The following is an 18,451-nucleotide window of genomic DNA, read 5'->3' as shown; positions in this document are numbered from 1 at the left end:
GGTGCGTTGTACGACTTGATCACGTTCGGGCGCAGCGGCGTCGACGTCTATCCGCTCCAGACCGGCGTCGGCCTCGCCGACGTCGAGACCTTCGGGAAGTTCCTCGGCGGCAGCCCCACCAACGTGGCCGTCGCCGCGGCCCGCCACGGGCTCAGACCGGCGGTGATCACCGGAGTCGGAGCGGATCCGTTCGGAGACTACGTGCGCCGGGCCATCCGCGGCTTCGGCGTGGACGACGCCTTCGTGCACACCGTCGAAGGCCGTCCGACGCCCGTGACGTTCTGCGAGATCTTCCCGCCCGACCACTTCCCCATCTACTTCTATCGCGGCGAGCATCCGCCCGACCTGCAGATCTCCCCTGACATGCTCGACCTCGACGCGATCCGCGCGACCGAGCTGTTCTGGTTCTCGCTGACCGGGCTGAGCCAGGAGCCGAGCGCCGCCGCCCACGCCGCCGCGCTGTCGGCGCGCACGTCCGGATGGACGGTGTTCGACCTCGACTACCGGGCCACGCTGTGGGAGTCGCGTGAGGCCGCCCACGAGGCGGCGCGCCGGGTGCTGCCGCAGGTCAACGTGGCGGTGGGCAATCTGGAAGAGGTCGAGGTCGCGGTCGGCGTCCGCGATCCTGAGGCGGCCGCGCAGGCGCTGCTGGACGCCGGCGTACGCGTCGCGATCGTGAAAATGGGCCCCGAAGGGGTTTTCGCGCGTACCTCTGAGGAGAGCGCACTGGTGGAGCCCATGGAGGTGAAGGTGGTCAACGGGATCGGCGCGGGAGACGCGTTCGGCGGAGCCATCTGCCTCGGGCTGCTGCGCGGCTGGCCGCTGGAGCGCACCCTGCGCTTCGCCAACGCGGCCGGCGCCTTCGTCGCGGCCCGCCTGGCCTGCGCCGACGCCATGCCGACGACCGCCGAGGTGGAGGATCTGCTGAACGGGGCCGGATCTTGAGCGACATGACGTTGTCCGTGACCGCCGCGGGGCCGACAGATTACGAGCGGCTGACCCATATCCGCGCCACCCGGCCGGGTGAGATCGCCGCGGCCGCGGCCCGCCGCGAGCGGCGCGGCCTGCCGGCCGAGGGCGAGCGGCTGCTGATCATCGCCGCCGACCATCCGGCCCGCGGCGCGCTCGGCGTGCGCGACCGGCCGCTGGCCATGGCCAGCCGCACCGACCTGCTCGACCGCCTGCGGCTGGCGCTGTCCAGGCCGGGGGTCGACGGCATCCTGGCCTCCCCCGACGTCCTCGAAGACCTGCTGCTGCTCGGCGCGCTGGAGGGCAAGCTGGCCTTCGGCTCCATGAACCGGGGCGGCCTGCAGGGCTCGGTGTTCGAGATGGACGACCGGTTCACCGGCTTCGACGCCGACTCGATCGACACCATGCGGCTCGACGGCGGCAAGATGTTGTGCCGCATCGACCCCTCCGACCACGCGACCGTGGCCACCCTGGAGTCGTGCGCCAAGGCGGTCACCGGCCTGGCCCGCAGGCGGCTGGTGGCCATGGTGGAGCCGTTCTGGTCGCTGCGCACGGAGTCCGGCGTCGTACGCAACGACCTGTCTCCCGAGGCCGTGATCCGGGCCATCAGCATCGCCCAGGCCCTCGGCGTGACCTCCGCCTACACCTGGCTGAAGATCCCCGCCGTGGCCGAGATGGAGCGGGTGATGGCCGCGACCACGCTGCCCGCGCTGCTCCTCGGCGGCGACCCGCCCGACATCGACGCCGCCTACGCCGACTGGCACCGGGCGCTGAGCCTGCCCGGCGTGCGCGGCCTCGTCGTGGGGCGGGCCCTGCTCTACCCTCCGGACGACGACGTGGCGACCGCGGTGGACGGCGCCGCGACCCTGGTGCGAGAGGCTGGCGCATGACCTATCTTCCCTACGGCAAGACCGCCGACGGTCCCTGGTCGGTGGAGATCACCCCGTCGCTGGCGGGCTGGACCTACTCGGGGCTGCGGGTCGCGGATCTGAGCGAGGCCCCGGTCACGTTCGACACCGGCGAGGAGGAGATGCTCGTCCTGCCGCTGTCCGGCTCGTGCACGGTCACCCTGCCGGACGACACGTTCGTGCTGACGGGCCGCGCCTCGGTCTTCGACGGCCCCTCCGATTTCGCCTATATCCCGATTTCTACGGAAGTGACCGTGCAGGGGGCGGGACGCATCGCGTTCCCCTCCGCCCGCGCCACCCGGGCGCTGCCCCCTCGCTACGTGGCCGCCGCCGAGGTCTCCGTCGAGTTCAGGGGCGCGGGCCGGGCCAGCCGCCAGGTCAACAACTTCTGCAGCCCCGACGCCTTCGACTGCGACAAGCTCATGGCCGTCGAGGTGCTCACCCCCGACGGCAACTGGTCCTCCTATCCGCCGCACAAGCACGACACCCCCAACCCCGGCGAGGCCGTGCTGGAGGAGATCTACTACTTCGAGGTCGGCGACCAGGGCATCGGCTACCAGCGCGTCTACGCCTCCGAGCGCGGCCAGATCGACACCCTCGCCGAGGTCTCCTCCGGTGACGTGGTGCTCGTCCCGTACGGCTACCACGGCCCCTCCATGGCCGCGCCCGGCTACGACCTCTACTACCTCAACGTCCTGGCGGGCCCAGGGGAGCAGCGTTCGATGGCGTTCTGCGACGATCCCCGCCACGCCTGGATCCGCTCGTCCTGGGAGGCTCAGCCCATCGATCCCAGGCTGCCCTTCGGGAGGACATCGTGATCCGGCTGACCGTCGCGCAGGCCGTCGTGCGCTTCCTGGCCCACCAGTGGAGCGAGCGCGACGGCGTGGAGCACCGGTTCTTCGGCGGCTGCGTCGGCATCTTCGGCCACGGCAACGTGGCCGGCCTCGGCCAGGCGCTGGCCACCTCCACCGAGGACCTGCCCTACCACCTCAGCCGCAACGAGCAGGCGATGGTCCACACCGCCGCCGCCTACGCCCGCGCGAGCAACCGGCTGGCCACCCTGGCCTGCACCACCTCCATCGGCCCCGGCGCCACCAACATGATCACCGGCGCGGCCGGGGCGACCATCAACCGCCTGCCCGTGCTGCTGCTGCCCGGCGACATCTTCTCCACCCGCGTCGCCAGTCCGGTGCTGCAGGAGCTGGAGGACCAGCGCTCCTACGACATCTCGGTCAACGACTGCTTCAAGCCGGTCTCCCGCTTCTGGGATCGGATCAACCGCCCCGAGCAGCTGCCGTCCGCGCTGCTGGCCGCCATGCGGGTGCTCACCGACCCGGCCGAGACCGGCGCGGTGACGCTGGCGCTGCCGCAGGACGTGCAGGCCGAGGCGTGGGACTGGCCCGACGAGCTGTTCGCCGACCGCGTCTGGCACATCCCCAGGCCGCGCCCCGAGCGCGCGGCGCTGGCACGGGCCGCCGAGCTGATCAAGACGGCCGAGCGGCCGGTCATCGTGGCCGGGGGCGGGGTCATCTACAGCGAGGCCACCGACGAGCTGCGCGCCTTCGCCGAGGCGTACGGCGTCCCCGTGGCCGAGACGCAGGCCGGCAAGGGCGCGCTGCCCCACGGTCATCCGCTCGCGCTGGGCGCCGTCGGCGCGACGGGCACCACGGCCGCCAACGCGCTGGCCCGCGAGGCCGACGTGATCATCGGCGTCGGCACCCGCTACAGCGACTTCACCACCGCCTCCCGGACGATCTTCGCCCCTTCCGCCCGGTTCGTGAACCTCAACATCACCGGTTTCGACGCCGCCAAGCTGTCAGGCCTGCAACTGGTCGCCGACGCCCGCGAGGGGCTGGCCGACCTGGCCGAGGCGTGCGCGGGCTGGAGCACGCCGGCGGCCTACCGGGGGCGGGCCACCGAGCTGACCCGGGTCTGGGACTCCGCCGTGGACCGGGCGTACGCGCTGGAGGGCACCCCCATCCCGCAGTCCGCCGTGATCGGTGCGGTCAACGCGGCGGCGGGCGACGACGGCGTGGTGGTGTGCGCGGCCGGCTCGATGCCGGGCGACCTGCACAAACTCTGGCGGCCCAGCGGCCCGGGCGCCTACCACGTCGAATACGGGTACTCCTGCATGGGCTACGAGATCGCCGGCGGCCTCGGCGTGAAGATGGCCAGGCCGGAGCGCGAGGTGTTCGTGCTGGTGGGCGACGGCTCCTACCTGATGATGGCCCAGGAGCTCGTCACCGCCGTCTCCGAGGGCGTCAAGCTCGTCGTGGTCCTGGTCGACAACTCCGGCTTCGCCTCCATCGGGCGTCTGTCGGAGAGCGTGGGCGCCGAGCGGCTCGGCACCGCCTACCAGCGGCACGACGGCGCCCCGCTGCCGGTGGACCTGGCGGCCAACGCGGCCAGCCTCGGCGCCACCGTGCTGCGTCCCGAGTCGGTCGCCGACCTGCGCAAGGCGCTCGACGACGCACGTTCGGCCACGGAGACTACGGTCGTCTACGTCCGCACCGACCGGATGGCCGACGACGTGCCCTCCTCCGAAGCGTGGTGGGACGTACCCGTGGCACAGGTGGGCACGACCAGCGCCACCTACGCGGCGCGGGAGACGTACGAGGCCAGCAAGCAGTCCCAGCGCTCGCACCTGGCCCCGCCCGGCTGAGCAGGATTGCCCCCGTTGACCTGGGGGAACTCCTCTGACCAGGCACGATGGGGGGCAGGGGATGGGGCCGTGGCGGCTGCTCGGTTGGTTCGCGGTCATCGCGGTGGTCCTCTTCTGCCTCTACCACGTGCGCACGGTGGCCATCTCGATCGTCATCGGCGTCTTCCTCACCGCCCTGCTCCGCCCGCCCGCCCGCTGGCTCCGCTCCCGCGGCCTGGGCGGAGCCCTCGCCACCACGATCGTCTTCGCCGGCGGCCTGCTGCTGGCGGGCGGCCTGGGCGCGCTGCTGGGGCCGCCCACGATCGACAGCCTGTCGGAGCTGGGTGACAGCCTCGGCAGGGTGCTCGACGACCTGCACCGCCTGTCCGTCAGGCTCGGGCTCGACGACCGGCAACTGCTCGGCCAGGCGCGCGACTACCTGGCCGCGCAGGGCCGCCAGGTCACCAGCGGCGCCCTGGCCGGGGTGAAGACGGCGGGCGAGATCGTCATCGGGGCCGTGCTGGCGGTGATCCTGTCCATCTACTTCGTGCACGGCGGCGACCGGCTCTTCCACTGGCTGCTCCAGCTCGCCCCCGCCGCCGCCAGGCCGCGCCTGGCCGAGACCGGCCACCTGATCTACTCGGTGATCGGCCGCTACATCCGCGGCATCGCCGTCGTGGGGGCCGTGGACGGATTCTTCATCGGGATCGCGCTGTGGATCCTCGGGGTGCCGCTCGCGCTGCCGCTGGCGGTGCTGACGTTCGTGGGCGCGTTCCTGCCGGTGGTGGGGGCGTTCCTGGCCGGGCTGCTGGCCGCCGTGGTGGCGCTCGTGGCCAAGGGCGTGCTGGTGGCGCTGATCGTGGTGGCCGTGACCGTGGCGGTGCAGCAGATCGAGGGGCACGTGCTGGCGCCGCAGATCTACGGCAAGGCGCTCGACCTGCCGGGCGCGGTCATCCTGGTGGCGATCGCGGTGGGCAGCGTGGTCGCCGGCATCACGGGCGCGTTCCTGGCCGCTCCAGTGACCTCCGTCGCCGTCGCCCTCGTCCACCGCACCCGGGCCGTACCGGCTCCTTCCGTCCTCGTACGTCCGCGTGGCTCGCCACAGGGGCCGTCGTGACCGTCATGATGGGATTCATGCGATGGGTAACGTTCGACGTCTTCGGAACACTGGTCGACTGGCGGCACGGCATCCATACCAGCGTCGAGCTGGTCGCTCCCGGTAAGGGGGCGGAGGTGCTGGAGGCGTACATCAGGCACGAACGCGACGTCCAGAGCGAGTCGCCCGCGATGCGTTACCGCCTGCTGACGGCCGAGGCGCTGCGCCGGGCGTGCGCGGAGGAGAAGGTCGAACTGGCCGCGGACGACGCCTCCGTGCTGGCCGCGACGCTGCCGTACTGGCCGGTGTTCCCCGAGACCGGGGCCGAGCTGTCGGCGCTGCGCGCGGCCGGGTGGCGGCTGGGGCTGCTCACCAACTGCGACCGCGACCTGATCGCCGAGACGCGGCGGCGGCTGCCGGTGCCGGTCGAGGCGGCGGTGACGGCCGAGGACGTGGGGGCCTACAAGCCGGCCACGGCGCACTTCGAGGCGTTCGGGAGCGCGTACGAGCCGGAGGTCTGGGTGCACGTGGCGCAGAGCTACTTCCACGACATGGTGCCCGCGCATCGGCTGGGGCTGCCGCGCGTCTGGATCAACCGGCAGGGGCAGCGGCCGGACGACGAGACGATCATCCAGCGCGCCCAGCCCGACCTGCGCGGCCTCCTCGAAGCGGTCGAAGCGCTGGAAAGCACCTGAACCCGCCGCGCCTGAACCGGTCGAAAGCGCGCGAACCCGCCACGCCCCGGAGCTGGTCGAAAGCGCGTGCTCACGCCGCCGGGACGGCTCAGGTGCGGCGCTGTTCCAGGACGTCGGCGATGCCCGCGAGGAAGGAGTCGACGTCCGCGATGAGGTAGCCCGACCTGAACAGCACGGTCGAGAACTTCGCCGCCCGCACCTCCTTGGCCGTCACCGGGAAGTCGGTCGTGCCGCGCAGCGTGGCCACGATCCGGTCGAGGAAGGCGTCGATCTCGTCCTCGTTGTAGCCGGTGCCCATGCGACCGGCCCGGAAGGCCACGCGCTCGACCCGCGCGGCCTGCGTCTCGAACCACTCCTCGCGGAGCATCTCGCCGGTGGGCTCGGCCATGGCCAGCCGTACGGGCCGCTTGGCCTGGGTCTCCAGGGCCACCACGAACGCCTCAAGGGCGAAGTCGACCGCGGTCTCCTGGTAGCCGCCTCGCTTGGCGCGGAACGTCGCGCCGCGCACCTCGTCGGCGGTGACGGGCTCCAAAGCGTGCGAGCCTCTGCCCAAGGTCGACTCGATCCGCCCGATCAGGGCGTCCACCTCGACGGGGTCATAGCCTGAACGCATGCCGATGACGCGTGGAAAGCGGTTCAAGCCTCTCTCCTCTTGAGACGTGATGCTGGGGTGCCGCCTCTATTGTCGGACCTTTATCCCGGCCCTGCGACCCGACCTATACCGTTACAGGATCATGCGTCTATCCCGGGTCTCTTTCCGTTACCGAAGGCGTGAACCTTTCGTCATCGAAGACGTCGACGCCGACCTCGCCCCCGGCGACCTGATCGAGCTGACCGGCGTGAACGGAGCGGGCAAGTCCACCCTGCTCCGCCTGCTGGCGGGCCTGGCCAGGCCCACGAAAGGCACCGTTTCCGGCCGCCCTGCGGTCGTCGGCTTCGCCCCCGACCGGTTCCCCACCGACCAGCCGTTCACGGTCACCCAGTATCTGCGGCACATGTCCCGCGTACGCGGCCGCGCCCGCTGGGAGCCCTGGGCCGAGCGCCTGAACATGGGCATGCTGCTCGACACCCGGCTCCCCGACCTGTCGAAGGGCAGCGCGCACAAGGTGGGCCTGGTCCAGGCGCTGATGGCCGAGCCGAGCCTGCTGATCCTGGACGAGCCGTTCGCCGGCCTGGACGCCGGCACGCGCTCGGCCCTGCCCTCGATCGCGACCGAGGTGGCGGCCCGCGGCGGCATCGTCATCGCCAGCGATCACCAGGGCGGGCTGCGCGGCCTGCACGGGCTGCGTCACTGGTCCGTGCTGGACGGCCAGGTCAAGGAGAGCGTGGAGGCTCCCTCGGAGCCCGTGGAACGCGTCCAGACGACGGTGGCCGTCACCGTGCCCCTCGACGAGCTGCCGCGGTTCCTGGCCGGTCTGCGCGAGCAGGGCTATCCGGCCCGTGAGATCGAGGAGATCCGATGATCCCCCTGGCCGTCTTCCGGCTGTCGGCCTATGTGCGCTCGCACCGGGTGTACCAGGCGCTGCTCCTCATGCTGGCCATGCTGGCGATCGTGCACGGCAACCGGGCGCCGAGAGGCGAGGAGGCGTCCGTTCTCACGGACGGCGCCGTACTCGTCATCCCCATCCTGGCCTGGGCGGCCAGGAGCCTGCTCGATACCGAGCCCGACCGGCAGCGCGAGATGTCGGCGGTGCAGGCCGGCGGGCGGGGCAAGGAAGTGACCGCCGGGCTGCTCGCCGCGTTCGCCGCGACCGCCTTCTTCTCGGCGCTGGCCATGGTCTGGGCGCTGCTGCTCGGCATCACCGGCCCGCCGTCGCCCGGCCTGCTGACCGCGTCTCTGCTGCTGTACGCGCTGTCGGCCGTCACCGGCACCGCGCTCGGCGCCCTCACCAGCCGGGCGATCCTGCCGTCGCCGGCCTTCTCGATCATGACCCTGGTGCTCGGCTTCCTGGCGATGCTGCTGCTCAGCGCGACTTCGCTCTATTGGCTCACGGTGCCGCTCATCTCGTGGATGAAGGCCGCGAACACCGGCGAGCTCGTCGGCCGGCTGCCTGTGCTCGGCTCGATCTCGGTGGTCTGGTGTGTGATCGGGCTCGGCACGTACGCGTGGCTGCGCCGCAGAACCTGACCCACCCGCACCGGCGATGCCCTTCGGCCGGTCGCCTTAGACCGGCCCACCCCAGATCGGCCCGCCCGAAACCAGCCCGCCCGAAACCGGCGCGTCTGAAACCGGCGCGCCTCTAACTTGCCCGTCACACGGTGGTTACTCGGCGGCGGCGAGCTGTCCGCAGGCGCCGTCGATCTCGCGCCCCCGCGTGTCCCTGACCGTCACCGGAACCCCGTGGAACTCCAGCCGCCGCACGAACGCCCGCTCGTCCTCCGGCCGCGAGGCCGTCCACTTCGACCCGGGGGTCGGGTTGAGCGGGATCAGGTTGACGTGCACCAGTTTGTTCTTGACCAGCTTGCCGAGCAGGTCGGCCCGCCATTCCTGGTCGTTGATGTCCTTGATGAGCGCGTACTCGATCGAGACCCGCCGCTTGGTCCTGACCGCGTACGCCCAGGCGGCGTCGAGGACCTCGGCCACCTTCCACCGCGTGTTGATCGGCACCAGCGTGTCGCGCAGCTCGTCGTCGGGCGCGTGCAGCGACAGCGCCAGCGTGACCGGCAGCCCCTCGTCGGCGAGCTTGCCGATCGCCGGCACCAGCCCGACCGTGGACACGGTCACCCCGCGCGCCGAGATGCCGAGCCCGTGCGGGGACGGCTCCACCAGGCGGCGGACCGCGCCGATCACCTGCTTGTAGTTGGCCAGCGGCTCGCCCATGCCCATGAACACGACGTTGCTGACCCGCCCGGGCCCGCCGGGCACCTCGCCGGCGGCCAGCGCCCGCGCCCCGGAGACGACCTGCTCGACGATCTCGGCGGTCGACATGTTCCGGGTCAGCCCGGCCTGCCCCGTGGCGCAGAACGGACAGTTCATGCCGCATCCGGCCTGCGACGACACGCACATCGTGACCCGGTCGGGATAGCGCATGAGCACCGACTCGACCAGCGCCCCGTCGAACAGCCGCCACAGCGTCTTACGCGTGGTGCCCCCGTCGGTGGTCATCTCCCTGACCGGCGTGAGCAGGTCGGGCAGCAGCGCCGACAACCGCTCCCTGGCCGCGGCGGGCAGGTCGGTCATCGCGTCCACGTCGGTGGTCAACCGCTCGAAGTAGTGGCGCGAGAGCTGGTCGGCGCGGAAGGCCTTCTCGCCCAGCTCGGTGACCGCGGCCCGCCGGTCGGCCATCGACAGGTCGGCCAGATGCCGCGCGGGCTTGGCCCGGCGCGGCGCGACGAAGGTGAGCTGGCCTGGAGGCTGGGACACGTTGCTGCCTTTGCTTTGAGGGGTTGTCGACCAGGGTAATGAACGTTCGGATCGGAGGTGGCATTCCTGGTCACGTCATGGCTCGCGTCTTGGTCACCGCCCGATCTACAGTCATCTCGTATGGCGATTTTTCGGTCGGCATCTGGCGAGGGTGGCACCGAGGTCGTGCTCGCCGCCGGCAACCCGTACGGGAGCCGGACGCTCGTGGTCGAGCGGGACGAGGACTCCTCGGTAGCTTACCTGTGCTCTCCGGACGGTGTGGTCCACGGCGCCGTCTGGCTGGCCAACCACCGCCCCGCGCCGGCCGTCGTCGATCTGGCGCGGATCAACGCCGGCCTGCCGCCGCTGATGCCCAGGCCCAACACCCTGCACCCCGAAGGTCGCCGCCCGCTCGGGCAGCTGAGCCCCCTGTGGTTCGAGGAGGGTGACGGCGTGGCCCTCTACGAGGACGACGACCTGCTCGCGGTCATCCCGGGCTGGGCCGACATGAGCAGGGGCATGCCGGGATACGCCCGCGACGCGGTGGGCGAGTCACCGTTCGCGTGGGCGCTGTCGGAGGCGCTCGAAGGGCTGCGTCCCCGGATCTCCAACGCCAGGTCCTACTGGCGCTGGCGGCACAGCGAGGGGTCGTGGCCGTCGTTCCAGGAGTTCGTGATGGGGCATCTGGACCGGGTGCTGGGGCCGGCGGGCCGCTACTGGGACGCCAGTGGTGACCGGCTGCCGACCGTCGGCATCACCGAACGCCCTCCGGTGGCCGACCGCGCCTTCACCGTGCTGTCCACGGTCGGGATGAGCTGCCAGCGCATGCCGACGGTGGAGCAGTGGATCGACAAGCCGGGCGCGTACGCCAGGATCGAGCTGGCCGTGGCCACCCGCGAGGACCCTCGGGACGCGGCGCTGCTGCTGGTCTGGCTGTCGCAGTATCCGTGGCACTCGGTCACGTGGCTGGGCCACGGGCACACGGCCAAGTGGTACCACGAGCCTGCGACGTTCCCCCTCGGGCCGCAGTACTCGGGCGTTTTGATGCAGGCCAACCCACCCCACATGCCTGACATGTCAGGATTCGCATTCGGCGGCGAGGCCGTACGGTGGCTCTGGCTCTCCCCCACCACCACACCCACAGAAGCCCCGCAACACTGAGCCCCACCACCGTCAGGAAGGCGACTGAGCCCCGCCACCATCAGGGAGGCGGCTGAGGCACACCACCGTCAGGGAGGCGGCTGAGGCACGCCGCCGTCAGCAGCGAACACCTGAGATCCGGCCCCATCACAGAAGACGGCCGAGATCCGCCGCCGTCAGAACAACACCGACATGTGCCATGTGGCGCCGTCAGAAGAAGATGGCCATCAACGCCCAGACCGGCACCAGCGTCGTCACCAGCGAGTCCAGCCGATCCATCAACCCACCGTGCCCTGGCAGGATCGTCCCCAGGTCCTTGATGCCGAGATCCCGCTTGATCATCGACTCGATCAGGTCGCCCACGGTCGCCAGCACCGCCGCCAGCGCGCCGATCAGCGCCCCCTGCCAGATGTCGCCGCCGAGCAGCCAGGTCACCAGCCAGGCGCCCACCGCCGTACACGCGACGATCGACCCGGCCAGCCCCTCCCAGGTCTTCTTCGGGCTGATCACCGTCAGCTGGTGCTTGCCGAACAGCACACCCGCGATGTAGCCCCCGATGTCGCTGGCCACGGTCACCGCGATGAAGATCACCACGCGGTGGTCGCCGTCGCCCTCCTTCAGCAGCAGCGCGACGAAAGCGGCCAGCATCGCGGGGTAGAAGAGCGTGAGCACCGAGGCCGACGCGTCGCGTACGTAACCATCCGTACCGTCGCTGAACATCCGCCAGATCAGCAGCACCAGCGCGGACACCGCGAACGCGGCCAGCAACCAGACGGGCCCGCCCCAGTACGCCCCCGCGTGCATCGCCACCATGCCCGCCAGCACCGGCACGGCAGGAACCTTGATGTCACGGGTGGCGAAGGCCTTGACCAGCTCCAGCACGCCCACACCGACAGCGCCCGCCACCACCAGGAGAAACAGCTCCTTGATCGTGTAGACGGTGCCGATGACCAACGCGCCCAGCACCACACCGACGGCGATGGCCGCGGGCAGGTTTCTTCCGGTACGGCTGCCGCCGCTCGAGCTGGTGCCAGCCGTACGTTCTTCCACTGAGTTCTCCAAGAGCCCACGGCCCCCGCCGTCGAAGCGAGGGCCGTAGTGCAGACCCGCTACGCTGCGGCGGCCCGTCGAACGCGGTCCGCCCCGTGGCGGCCCGTCGTGAGCGCGGTCCGCCCTGCGACGCGCCGCTCAGACTTCGAGCAGCTCGGTTTCCTTGTGCTTGAGCAGCTCGTCGATCTTGGCGACGTGCTTCTGGGTGAGGTCGTCGAGCTCCTTCTCGGCCCGCCGGACCTCGTCCTCGCCCGCCTCGCCGTCCTTGATCATCTTGTCGAGGATTTCCTTGGCGGAGCGGCGGATGTTGCGTAGCGACACCTTGGCGTGCTCGCCCTTGGTCCTGGCGACCTTGATGTACTCCTTGCGGCGCTCCTCGGACAACTCGGGGAACGTCACCCGGATCACCTGACCGTCGTCGGTGGGGTTGACCCCGAGGTCGGAGTCGCGGATGGCTCGCTCGATCGCGCTCATCGAGCCCTTGTCGTACGGCTGAATGATGATCATGCGCGCCTCGGGCACGTGGAACGACGCCAACTGCTGGATCGGCGTCGGCGTGCCGTAGTACTCGGCGTTGATCTTGTTGAACATCGAGGGGGTGACCCGGCCCGTACGGATGCTCGCGAAGTCCTCCTTCGCGACCGAAACGGCCTTGTCCATCTTCTCCTCGGCCTCGAGGAGGGTTTCGTCGATCACAGCGGCTCCCTGTCTTCTAGCTGGCGGTCTCGGGCTCGCTCCGTCATTTGCCTGCGGGACTAACCAGCGTGCCGATTTTCTCACCGCGCACCGCTCGCAGGATGTTGCCTTCGCCCATGAGGTCGAAGACCACGATCGGCAGGTCGTTGTCCTTGCACAGGCTGATCGCGGTGGCGTCCATGACCGCGAGGTCGCGCAGCAGCACCTCGCCGTAGTCGAGATGGTCGAACCTGACCGCGTCGGGGTTCTTGCGGGGATCGGAGTCGTAGATCCCGTCCACCTGCGTGCCCTTGAGCAGCGCCTCCGCGCCGATCTCCAGGGCCCGCTGGGACGCCGCGGTGTCGGTGGAGAAGTAGGGCGAGCCGAGCCCGGCGCCGAAGATGACCACGCGCCCCTTCTCAAGGTGCCTGATCGCGCGGCGCGGCAGGAACGGCTCGGCCACCTGCTGCATGGTGATGGCGGTCTGCACGCGCGTCTCCACACCCCGCCGCTCCAGGAAGTCCTGCAGCGCCAGGCAGTTGATGACCGTGCCGAGCATGCCCATGTAGTCGGCCCTGGCCCGGTCGATGCCGCCCTGGGACAGGGTGGCGCCGCGGAACATGTTGCCACCGCCGACCACGACCGCGACCTGCACGCCCTCCTTGACCGCCTCGGCGATCGAGTCGGCCAGATGATCGACGATCACCGGATCGATGCCGAGCGGCTCGCCGCCGGCGAACGCCTCTCCTGACAGCTTCAGCATCACCCGCTTCCACCTGAGTGGACCCTGCGGGTTCGGAGATGGGGAAGCCGCCGTCCGTGTGGATTCGTGGGCTGACTCCCGGTGGTCCTGCACGGCGGCGGCCTCCTTCATTCGGCGGATCGTTGAGCTGTGAGCTTGCCTAAGCCTAAGCCTGACCGACCTTGAATCGGACAAAGCCCAGCACCTCGACGCCATTCTCCTCGGCGTACTTGCCCACGCTCTTCTTGTTGTCCTTGACGAAGGCCTGCTGCAGCAGCGTGAAGTCCTTGTACCAGCCGTTCACGCGACCCTCGACGATCTTGCCGATGGCGGCCTCGGGCTTGCCCTCCTCACGGGTCATCTCCTCGAAGAGCTTGCGCTCCTTCTCGACGACCTCGGCGGGCACGGAGTCGGCCTTCAGGTACTGCGGAGCCATCGCGGCGGCGTGCTGCGCGACGTCCTTGGCGACCTCGGCGTTCGGCTTGTCCAGCTGGACGAGCACTCCGACCGCCGGCGGCAGCGCCGGGTCGGTCCTGTGCATGTACGCGCCGATGTAGCCGCCCTCCAGCACCGCGAAGCGCCGGATCTCGATCTTCTCGCCCAGCGCGGCGTTGGCGGTGTCGAGGTGCTCCTTGACGGTCTTGCCGTCGAAGGAGGACTCGAGCAGCGCCGCCACGTCAGCGGGCCTGCTCTCCAGGACGTGCGCGACGACCTGGGCGGCCAGCTCCTGGAAGCGCTCGCCCTTGGCCACGAAGTCCGTCTCGCAGTTGAGCTCGAGAAGCGCTGCGGAGGAGTCGCCGTCCTGCTTGAGCGCCACGAGGCCGTTGGACGCGGTACGGGCCTCACGCTTGCCCACGTCCTTGGCGCCCTTCAGGCGCAGCAGCTCGATAGCGCGGTCGAAGTCGCCATCGGACTCCTCCAGCGCCTTCTTGCAGGCCATCATGCCGGCGGCGGTGATCTCGCGAAGCCGCTTGACGTCGGCCATGTTCACGGAAGCCATGCTCTTTTTCCTTGTGGGATTTCGTCGTCGTCATCGTGGATGGGGCAGGCGCCGGGATCCGGCCTCCCACCCTCTGTTCGTACGGCAGGCGTGTGCCGTACGAGAGCCTTGCCTTACTCGGGGCCCGGATCGGCCCGGCCTCGCTGCTGCTTCGCTCGGCATACTGCCCAGCCTCGCCTCGGTTACCACCTCAGCTCAGCACCGCCGCACGAACCGATCAGAAGGCCGGCAAGCCGAACGAACCGACCTGGCCGACCACGCTCATCCGAGCGAACCAGCCCGGCCGATCACGCTCATCCGAGCGAACCAGCCCGGCCACTCGCACGACCTGCGCCAACCGGCCTCGGCCAGGCACCGCCTGCGCCAACCGATCCAGCGGGACAGAGATTCCGCCCCACCCGACCCGATCAGCCACAAACGTGTACCCACCAACCCCGGCCGATCACGCAGAACGTACGCGGACCAACCTCAGCCGATCGCACAGCCTGCGCGCGGACCAACCTCAGCCGATCGCACAGCCTGCGCCAACCGACTCCGGCAAGCCGCAGACCCTGCGCGAACCGACCACAGCCAGTCGCCCAGCTCGTGCCGACCTCAACTCTGGCCAACCTCAGCTTCAGCCAACCTCAACTTCGGTCAACCTCAGCCCTGGCCAGCCTCAGCTTCAGCCAACCTCGGCTTCGACAGCCGCGGCCAAGCTCAGCCAACCCGGCTCTACCCAGCGGCAGAACTAGAGCCAACCGACCTCGTGCCGACACCAACTCTGAACCGGCACCGACCCTGAAAGCCAGTGCCCGCCCCTGAGCAGGCACCCGACCTCAAGCCGGCGCTCCGGCCCTGAGCCGATGCCCTGACCCTGAGCCGATGCCCCGACCGTGAGCCGACACCCGACCTTCGGGCGGATGTCCGCCCTCAGCCAGGCCCAGCCTTGAGCCAGTATCCGCCCTGAGCCAGGACCCGACCTGAGCCGGCACCCCGGCCCCAAGCCGACACCCGACCTTGAGCCGGCGTCCGATCCTGAGCCAGCGCACCAGCCCTAGTCCGACACCTGGCCTTGGGCGAGTGCCCGCCCTGAGCCAGGACCCGACCTTGGGCCGGTGCCAGCCCGTGAGCCAGAGCCTGGCGTTAGACCGGTGCCCGACTCAAGCCGACACGAACCCGACCCTCAGACCTCAGCCGGTATCCAGCCCCAGACCAGCACGCCCAGCCTCAGCCCGGCGCACCCGACCTTTGACCGGTACCTTCCAAGAGTCCGGAAGTACCGCCTAAGAGTCAGTCTGGAAGCTCCAGCTCGAGTCAGTCCGGAAGCTCTAGCTCGCCAACCCGCATGCGTGCCCCGAAGAGGGCGGGGACGTCAGAACCCGTGCCCCGCCCTGACCAAGGCGTCAGGCCTGCTGGTCGTTCTCGCCCTCGGCGGCAGCGGCCTCAGCCGGAGCCTCCTCGGCCGGAGCAGCCTCAGGGGCAGCAGCCTCAGGAGCTGCGACCTCAGGGGCAGCAGCCTCAGGGGCAGCTTCAGCAGCGGGAGCCTCCTCGGCGGCAGCCTCGGAAGCAGCCGGCGCGGCCTCGTCAGCCGCACGCTCCGGGGTGCCCTGCTCGATGAGCTCACGCTCCCACTCGGCCAGCGGCTCGGCGGCGGCCGGCTTCTCGTCACCGCGAGCGGCGCCGGAGCGAGCCATCAGACCGGCCGCGACACCGTCGGCGACGACCCTGGTCAGCAGGCCGACGGCGCGGATGGCGTCGTCGTTGCCCGGGATCGGGTAGTCGACCTCGTCGGGGTCGCAGTTGGTGTCGAGGATCGCGACGACAGGGATGCCAAGCTTCTTGGCCTCGCTGATCGCGATGTGCTCCTTCTTGGTGTCGACGATCCACACCGCGCTGGGCACGCGACCCATGTCACGGATGCCGCCGAGCGTACGCTCGAGCTTGTCCTTCTCGCGACGGCGCATGAGGAGCTCCTTCTTGGTGAGCCCCGAGCCCGCGACGTTGTCGAAGTCGAGCTCCTCGAGCTCCTTCAGACGCTGCAGCCTCTTGTGCACGGTGGAGAAGTTGGTGAGCATGCCACCCAGCCAGCGCTGGTTGACGTACGGCATGCCGACCCGCGCGGCCTGCTCGGAGATGGCCTCCTGAGCCTGCTTCTTCGTGCCGATGAAGAGGATCGTGCCACCGTGGGCGACGGTCTCCTTCACGAAGTCGTAGGCCCGGTCGATGTACGACAGAGACTTCTGCAGGTCGATGATGTAAATGCCGTTGCGCTCGGTGAAGATGAAGCGCTTCATCTTCGGGTTCCAGCGCCGGGTCTGGTGACCGAAGTGAACGCCACTCTCGAGCAGCTGTCGCATGGTGACGACGGGGGCCATGTGCTGGTCCTCCAGGTCTGGGCGCCCTGCGGATGGGCGCGATTCTCGGTTATGCCGCAGCAGCGCGTTGTCTGCCGCCCTGATGCCCCGAACCCGCTCCCGCCGGGCACATGGCCCGGACCGATGGCGCGGTCCGCAATGGGGCATGCGAAGTCGGCCTGTGGTCACAGGCCACCGAAAAGTCTACCTCCCACACCGCCCCAGGCTGACCGTCTGCGGTCAACCAGACATTCCACCCCTCTGCCACACCACCACGCACCAACCCCACACCGCCCTCCCAAAGCCCCCGTACTCCGCACGAACAGTCATCCCTGCTCACAAGCCCAGCCCCCCACCCAAACCAAAGCCGTTCAAGCACCCCCTCAACCATCACCACCTACGCCCCACCCAGCCGCCCTCTTTTCCAGCCCGCTATAACCCCCACCCCACTCACGCCGCAACCACCTGTCGACGACGGGTGAACACCGGCCGTCGCCGACACCACCTTGACCACACTCAGCCCCGCCCTCCTGCTCCACCCGACGGCCCGGCGAGACGCTGGCGGTGTCGGCGATGCCGCGGATGGGTGGCCCGCTCGTAGCCGTTCTCGCCGATGTGCCGCCCCCTGCCAAACCCGCACCCACCCAACCCCAGCCCCACCGACCCCGGCGCCAAACCCAGCCCCCACCCGACGCTGGCCCCGCCCGACCCAACCCCAGCGCCGCCCAACCCAATCCGCCCAACCCGAGCACCGCCCGATCCAGCCCGCCCAACGCCAGCGCCGCCCGACCCAGCCCCGCCCAACCCAACCCGCCCAACCCAGCGCTGCCGAACCCCAGCCCCGCCTGACCTAACCGATTCAACCCCCCGCCCTGCCGAACCCCTCCCTGCCTGACCTAACCCACCAACCCCCGCCTGCCGACCATGCCCTACTCAACCCCGCCCCGCCCCTGCCCGGCCCTTCTGTCCCACGTCAGCCAACCCCGGTTCCACCGAACCAGGCCTGCCCAACTCCGCCCCGCCGAACCCCCGTCCTGCCCGACCTAACTCGCCAACCAACCCAGCCCCACCCCCACCCCGCACCGCCTGAGCCCCACATCCCTGCCGAATCCCAAGCACACACCTCCGCAGGGCCGCATACCTCACTTACGCTCAGCCACACCATGATCTTCGGTAGGCAGCCCCGGAACCGCCCTCGCCGCCACCGGGAACAGATTGATCTGAGCCTCAGCCACCCTGGCCCCCTCCGGCGCGACCCCTTCGCCTCGACGCTGCAGCACAAACGGCTCGATCAACTTCTCGATCTCCCGGTTCAACCGGGCAAGCTCCTCGGCATCGACCCTGATCCGGTACCGACCGAACCGGGTCGCATCCCGCCACTCCTCGGGCTCCCGATCGACATTCGCCAGCGCCCGTTCGGCCTCCTCATTGGCCTCCCGGCGGAACGCCGTGATCAACGTGACCTTGGCCTCCCGGACGTCGGGCTGATCATCAGGCAGCACCCCCACGCTGACCGGCTTGCCCACCGCCTTCCACAGTCGCTCCCTGCCATCTCCCCTGGGCGGCGCATCCTCCACGAACCCGTACTTGGCCAGCATCCGCAGGTGATAACTGGCAGCGCTGGGAGTGATCCCCGCGATCTCCGCCACTTCGGTGGCGGTGGCGCTGCCTTCCACATTGAGCCTGTTGAGGATCATCAACCTCGCCGGATGGGCCAGCGCCCGCATCGCCTTGGGATCACTGAGCCCTTCGCCGTGCCGCGTCATGTGCCAACGGTACTCAATCACAGGCGTGAAGCATTGCCTTCATAACTATGAAAGGATACCTTCATAGTTATGAAGCGTTCCCTTCACAAC

General features: G+C 70.0%; 17 protein-coding genes. 9 read left to right on the top strand and 8 right to left on the bottom strand.

Annotated elements, in window-relative coordinates:
* Positions 1-6 precede the first annotated feature (6 nt).
* The 6 genes from iolC to AB0C27_RS44085 all read left to right on the top strand — a co-directional run bounded on the left by iolC (position 7) and on the right by AB0C27_RS44085 (position 6,309).
* Positions 7-945: a 5-dehydro-2-deoxygluconokinase gene (iolC, locus tag AB0C27_RS44110; RefSeq protein ID WP_357857974.1), complete on the top strand. Its 939-nt coding sequence runs from the start codon at positions 7-9 to the stop codon at positions 943-945.
* A gap of 5 nt (positions 946-950) precedes the next feature.
* Positions 951-1,859: a deoxyribose-phosphate aldolase gene (locus tag AB0C27_RS44105; RefSeq protein WP_357857971.1), complete on the top strand. Its 909-nt coding sequence runs from the start codon at positions 951-953 to the stop codon at positions 1,857-1,859.
* The gene (gene iolB, locus AB0C27_RS44100) at positions 1,856-2,695 is read left to right on the top strand and encodes a 5-deoxy-glucuronate isomerase (protein ID WP_357857968.1); all 840 of its coding nucleotides are present in this window, start codon (positions 1,856-1,858) and stop codon (positions 2,693-2,695) included. Before AB0C27_RS44105 ends, iolB begins: the two co-directional genes overlap by 4 nt.
* Positions 2,695-4,539, top strand: a complete 1,845-nt coding sequence (gene iolD, locus AB0C27_RS44095; RefSeq protein WP_357858115.1) for a 3D-(3,5/4)-trihydroxycyclohexane-1,2-dione acylhydrolase (decyclizing) — start codon at positions 2,695-2,697, stop codon at positions 4,537-4,539. The genes iolB and iolD overlap by 1 nt, the downstream gene beginning before the upstream one ends.
* A 61-nt stretch (positions 4,540-4,600) precedes the next feature.
* The gene (locus tag AB0C27_RS44090; RefSeq protein ID WP_357857965.1) at positions 4,601-5,635 is read left to right on the top strand and encodes an AI-2E family transporter; all 1,035 of its coding nucleotides are present in this window, start codon (positions 4,601-4,603) and stop codon (positions 5,633-5,635) included.
* 17 nt (positions 5,636-5,652) lie between these two features.
* The gene (locus AB0C27_RS44085) at positions 5,653-6,309 is read left to right on the top strand and encodes an HAD family hydrolase (RefSeq protein WP_357857962.1); all 657 of its coding nucleotides are present in this window, start codon (positions 5,653-5,655) and stop codon (positions 6,307-6,309) included.
* Positions 6,310-6,397: 88 nt separating this feature from the next.
* On the opposite strand, the gene AB0C27_RS44080 is transcribed toward AB0C27_RS44085, so the two are convergent.
* Positions 6,398-6,949, bottom strand: coding sequence for a DivIVA domain-containing protein (locus AB0C27_RS44080; RefSeq protein WP_346115395.1), 552 nt, complete (start codon positions 6,947-6,949; stop codon positions 6,398-6,400).
* A gap of 94 nt (positions 6,950-7,043) precedes the next feature.
* Here AB0C27_RS44080 and AB0C27_RS44075 point away from each other — a divergent pair, with 94 nt between their 5' ends.
* Positions 7,044-7,772, top strand: a complete 729-nt coding sequence (locus AB0C27_RS44075; protein WP_357857959.1) for an ATP-binding cassette domain-containing protein — start codon at positions 7,044-7,046, stop codon at positions 7,770-7,772.
* Positions 7,769-8,437, top strand: a complete 669-nt coding sequence (locus AB0C27_RS44070; protein ID WP_357857956.1) for a hypothetical protein — start codon at positions 7,769-7,771, stop codon at positions 8,435-8,437. Before AB0C27_RS44075 ends, AB0C27_RS44070 begins: the two co-directional genes overlap by 4 nt.
* Before the next feature lie 135 nt (positions 8,438-8,572).
* On the opposite strand, the gene rlmN is transcribed toward AB0C27_RS44070, so the two are convergent.
* Entirely contained in the window at positions 8,573-9,673 is a 1,101-nt protein-coding gene (rlmN, locus tag AB0C27_RS44065; RefSeq protein ID WP_357857953.1) for a 23S rRNA (adenine(2503)-C(2))-methyltransferase RlmN, read from the bottom strand.
* A 120-nt stretch (positions 9,674-9,793) separates the two neighbouring features.
* On the opposite strand from rlmN, the gene AB0C27_RS44060 reads away from it, so the two are divergent.
* A complete protein-coding gene (locus AB0C27_RS44060) occupies positions 9,794-10,813 on the top strand; it encodes a suppressor of fused domain protein (RefSeq protein WP_357857950.1) in 1,020 nt (339 codons plus the stop codon).
* A 189-nt stretch (positions 10,814-11,002) separates the two neighbouring features.
* Here the strand turns inward: AB0C27_RS44060 and AB0C27_RS44055 are convergent, their stop codons facing one another.
* The 6 genes from AB0C27_RS44055 to AB0C27_RS44030 all read right to left on the bottom strand — a co-directional run bounded on the left by AB0C27_RS44055 (position 11,003) and on the right by AB0C27_RS44030 (position 18,361).
* Positions 11,003-11,842 carry a phosphatidate cytidylyltransferase gene (locus tag AB0C27_RS44055; RefSeq protein WP_357857947.1) on the bottom strand — a complete coding sequence of 280 codons (840 nt, stop codon included), beginning with the start codon at positions 11,840-11,842 and terminating at the stop codon, positions 11,003-11,005.
* 138 nt (positions 11,843-11,980) lie between these two features.
* Positions 11,981-12,538, bottom strand: a complete 558-nt coding sequence (gene frr / locus AB0C27_RS44050; RefSeq protein WP_357857944.1) for a ribosome recycling factor — start codon at positions 12,536-12,538, stop codon at positions 11,981-11,983.
* A gap of 43 nt (positions 12,539-12,581) precedes the next feature.
* The gene (gene pyrH / locus AB0C27_RS44045) at positions 12,582-13,280 is read right to left on the bottom strand and encodes a UMP kinase (RefSeq protein WP_357858112.1); all 699 of its coding nucleotides are present in this window, start codon (positions 13,278-13,280) and stop codon (positions 12,582-12,584) included.
* A 145-nt stretch (positions 13,281-13,425) separates the two neighbouring features.
* The gene (gene tsf / locus AB0C27_RS44040; protein ID WP_357857941.1) at positions 13,426-14,259 is read right to left on the bottom strand and encodes a translation elongation factor Ts; all 834 of its coding nucleotides are present in this window, start codon (positions 14,257-14,259) and stop codon (positions 13,426-13,428) included.
* Between the two features lie 1,385 nt (positions 14,260-15,644).
* The gene (gene rpsB / locus AB0C27_RS44035; RefSeq protein WP_357857937.1) at positions 15,645-16,616 is read right to left on the bottom strand and encodes a 30S ribosomal protein S2; all 972 of its coding nucleotides are present in this window, start codon (positions 16,614-16,616) and stop codon (positions 15,645-15,647) included.
* A 1,121-nt stretch (positions 16,617-17,737) separates the two neighbouring features.
* Positions 17,738-18,361 carry a metalloregulator ArsR/SmtB family transcription factor gene (locus tag AB0C27_RS44030; protein ID WP_346104652.1) on the bottom strand — a complete coding sequence of 208 codons (624 nt, stop codon included), beginning with the start codon at positions 18,359-18,361 and terminating at the stop codon, positions 17,738-17,740.
* Positions 18,362-18,451: the final 90 nt, after the last annotated feature.

Origin of the sequence: Nonomuraea sp. NPDC048882 (assembly GCF_040649755.1) — a bacterium.
In the GTDB taxonomy this organism is placed as follows: domain Bacteria; phylum Actinomycetota; class Actinomycetes; order Streptosporangiales; family Streptosporangiaceae; genus Nonomuraea; species Nonomuraea maheshkhaliensis.
The sequence above is the reverse complement of the archived record's forward strand: the minus strand, read 5'-3'. Positions and strand labels throughout refer to the sequence as shown.

What these genes read in the sequence shown, in the direction of transcription:
- AB0C27_RS44085 (WP_357857962.1), top strand. Translation starts at nt 5,653, where the DNA reads ATGCGATGGGTAACGTTCGACGTCTTCGGAACACTGGTCGACTGGCGG.
- iolB (WP_357857968.1), top strand. Translation starts at nt 1,856, where the DNA reads ATGACCTATCTTCCCTACGGCAAGACCGCCGACGGTCCCTGGTCGGTG.
- AB0C27_RS44075 (WP_357857959.1), top strand. Translation starts at nt 7,044, where the DNA reads ATGCGTCTATCCCGGGTCTCTTTCCGTTACCGAAGGCGTGAACCTTTC.
- tsf (WP_357857941.1), bottom strand. Translation starts at nt 14,259, where the DNA reads ATGGCTTCCGTGAACATGGCCGACGTCAAGCGGCTTCGCGAGATCACC.
- rpsB (WP_357857937.1), bottom strand. Translation starts at nt 16,616, where the DNA reads ATGGCCCCCGTCGTCACCATGCGACAGCTGCTCGAGAGTGGCGTTCAC.
- AB0C27_RS44090 (WP_357857965.1), top strand. Translation starts at nt 4,601, where the DNA reads ATGGGGCCGTGGCGGCTGCTCGGTTGGTTCGCGGTCATCGCGGTGGTC.
- AB0C27_RS44105 (WP_357857971.1), top strand. Translation starts at nt 951, where the DNA reads ATGACGTTGTCCGTGACCGCCGCGGGGCCGACAGATTACGAGCGGCTG.
- AB0C27_RS44030 (WP_346104652.1), bottom strand. Translation starts at nt 18,361, where the DNA reads ATGACGCGGCACGGCGAAGGGCTCAGTGATCCCAAGGCGATGCGGGCG.
- AB0C27_RS44060 (WP_357857950.1), top strand. Translation starts at nt 9,794, where the DNA reads ATGGCGATTTTTCGGTCGGCATCTGGCGAGGGTGGCACCGAGGTCGTG.
- pyrH (WP_357858112.1), bottom strand. Translation starts at nt 13,280, where the DNA reads ATGCTGAAGCTGTCAGGAGAGGCGTTCGCCGGCGGCGAGCCGCTCGGC.
- AB0C27_RS44070 (WP_357857956.1), top strand. Translation starts at nt 7,769, where the DNA reads ATGATCCCCCTGGCCGTCTTCCGGCTGTCGGCCTATGTGCGCTCGCAC.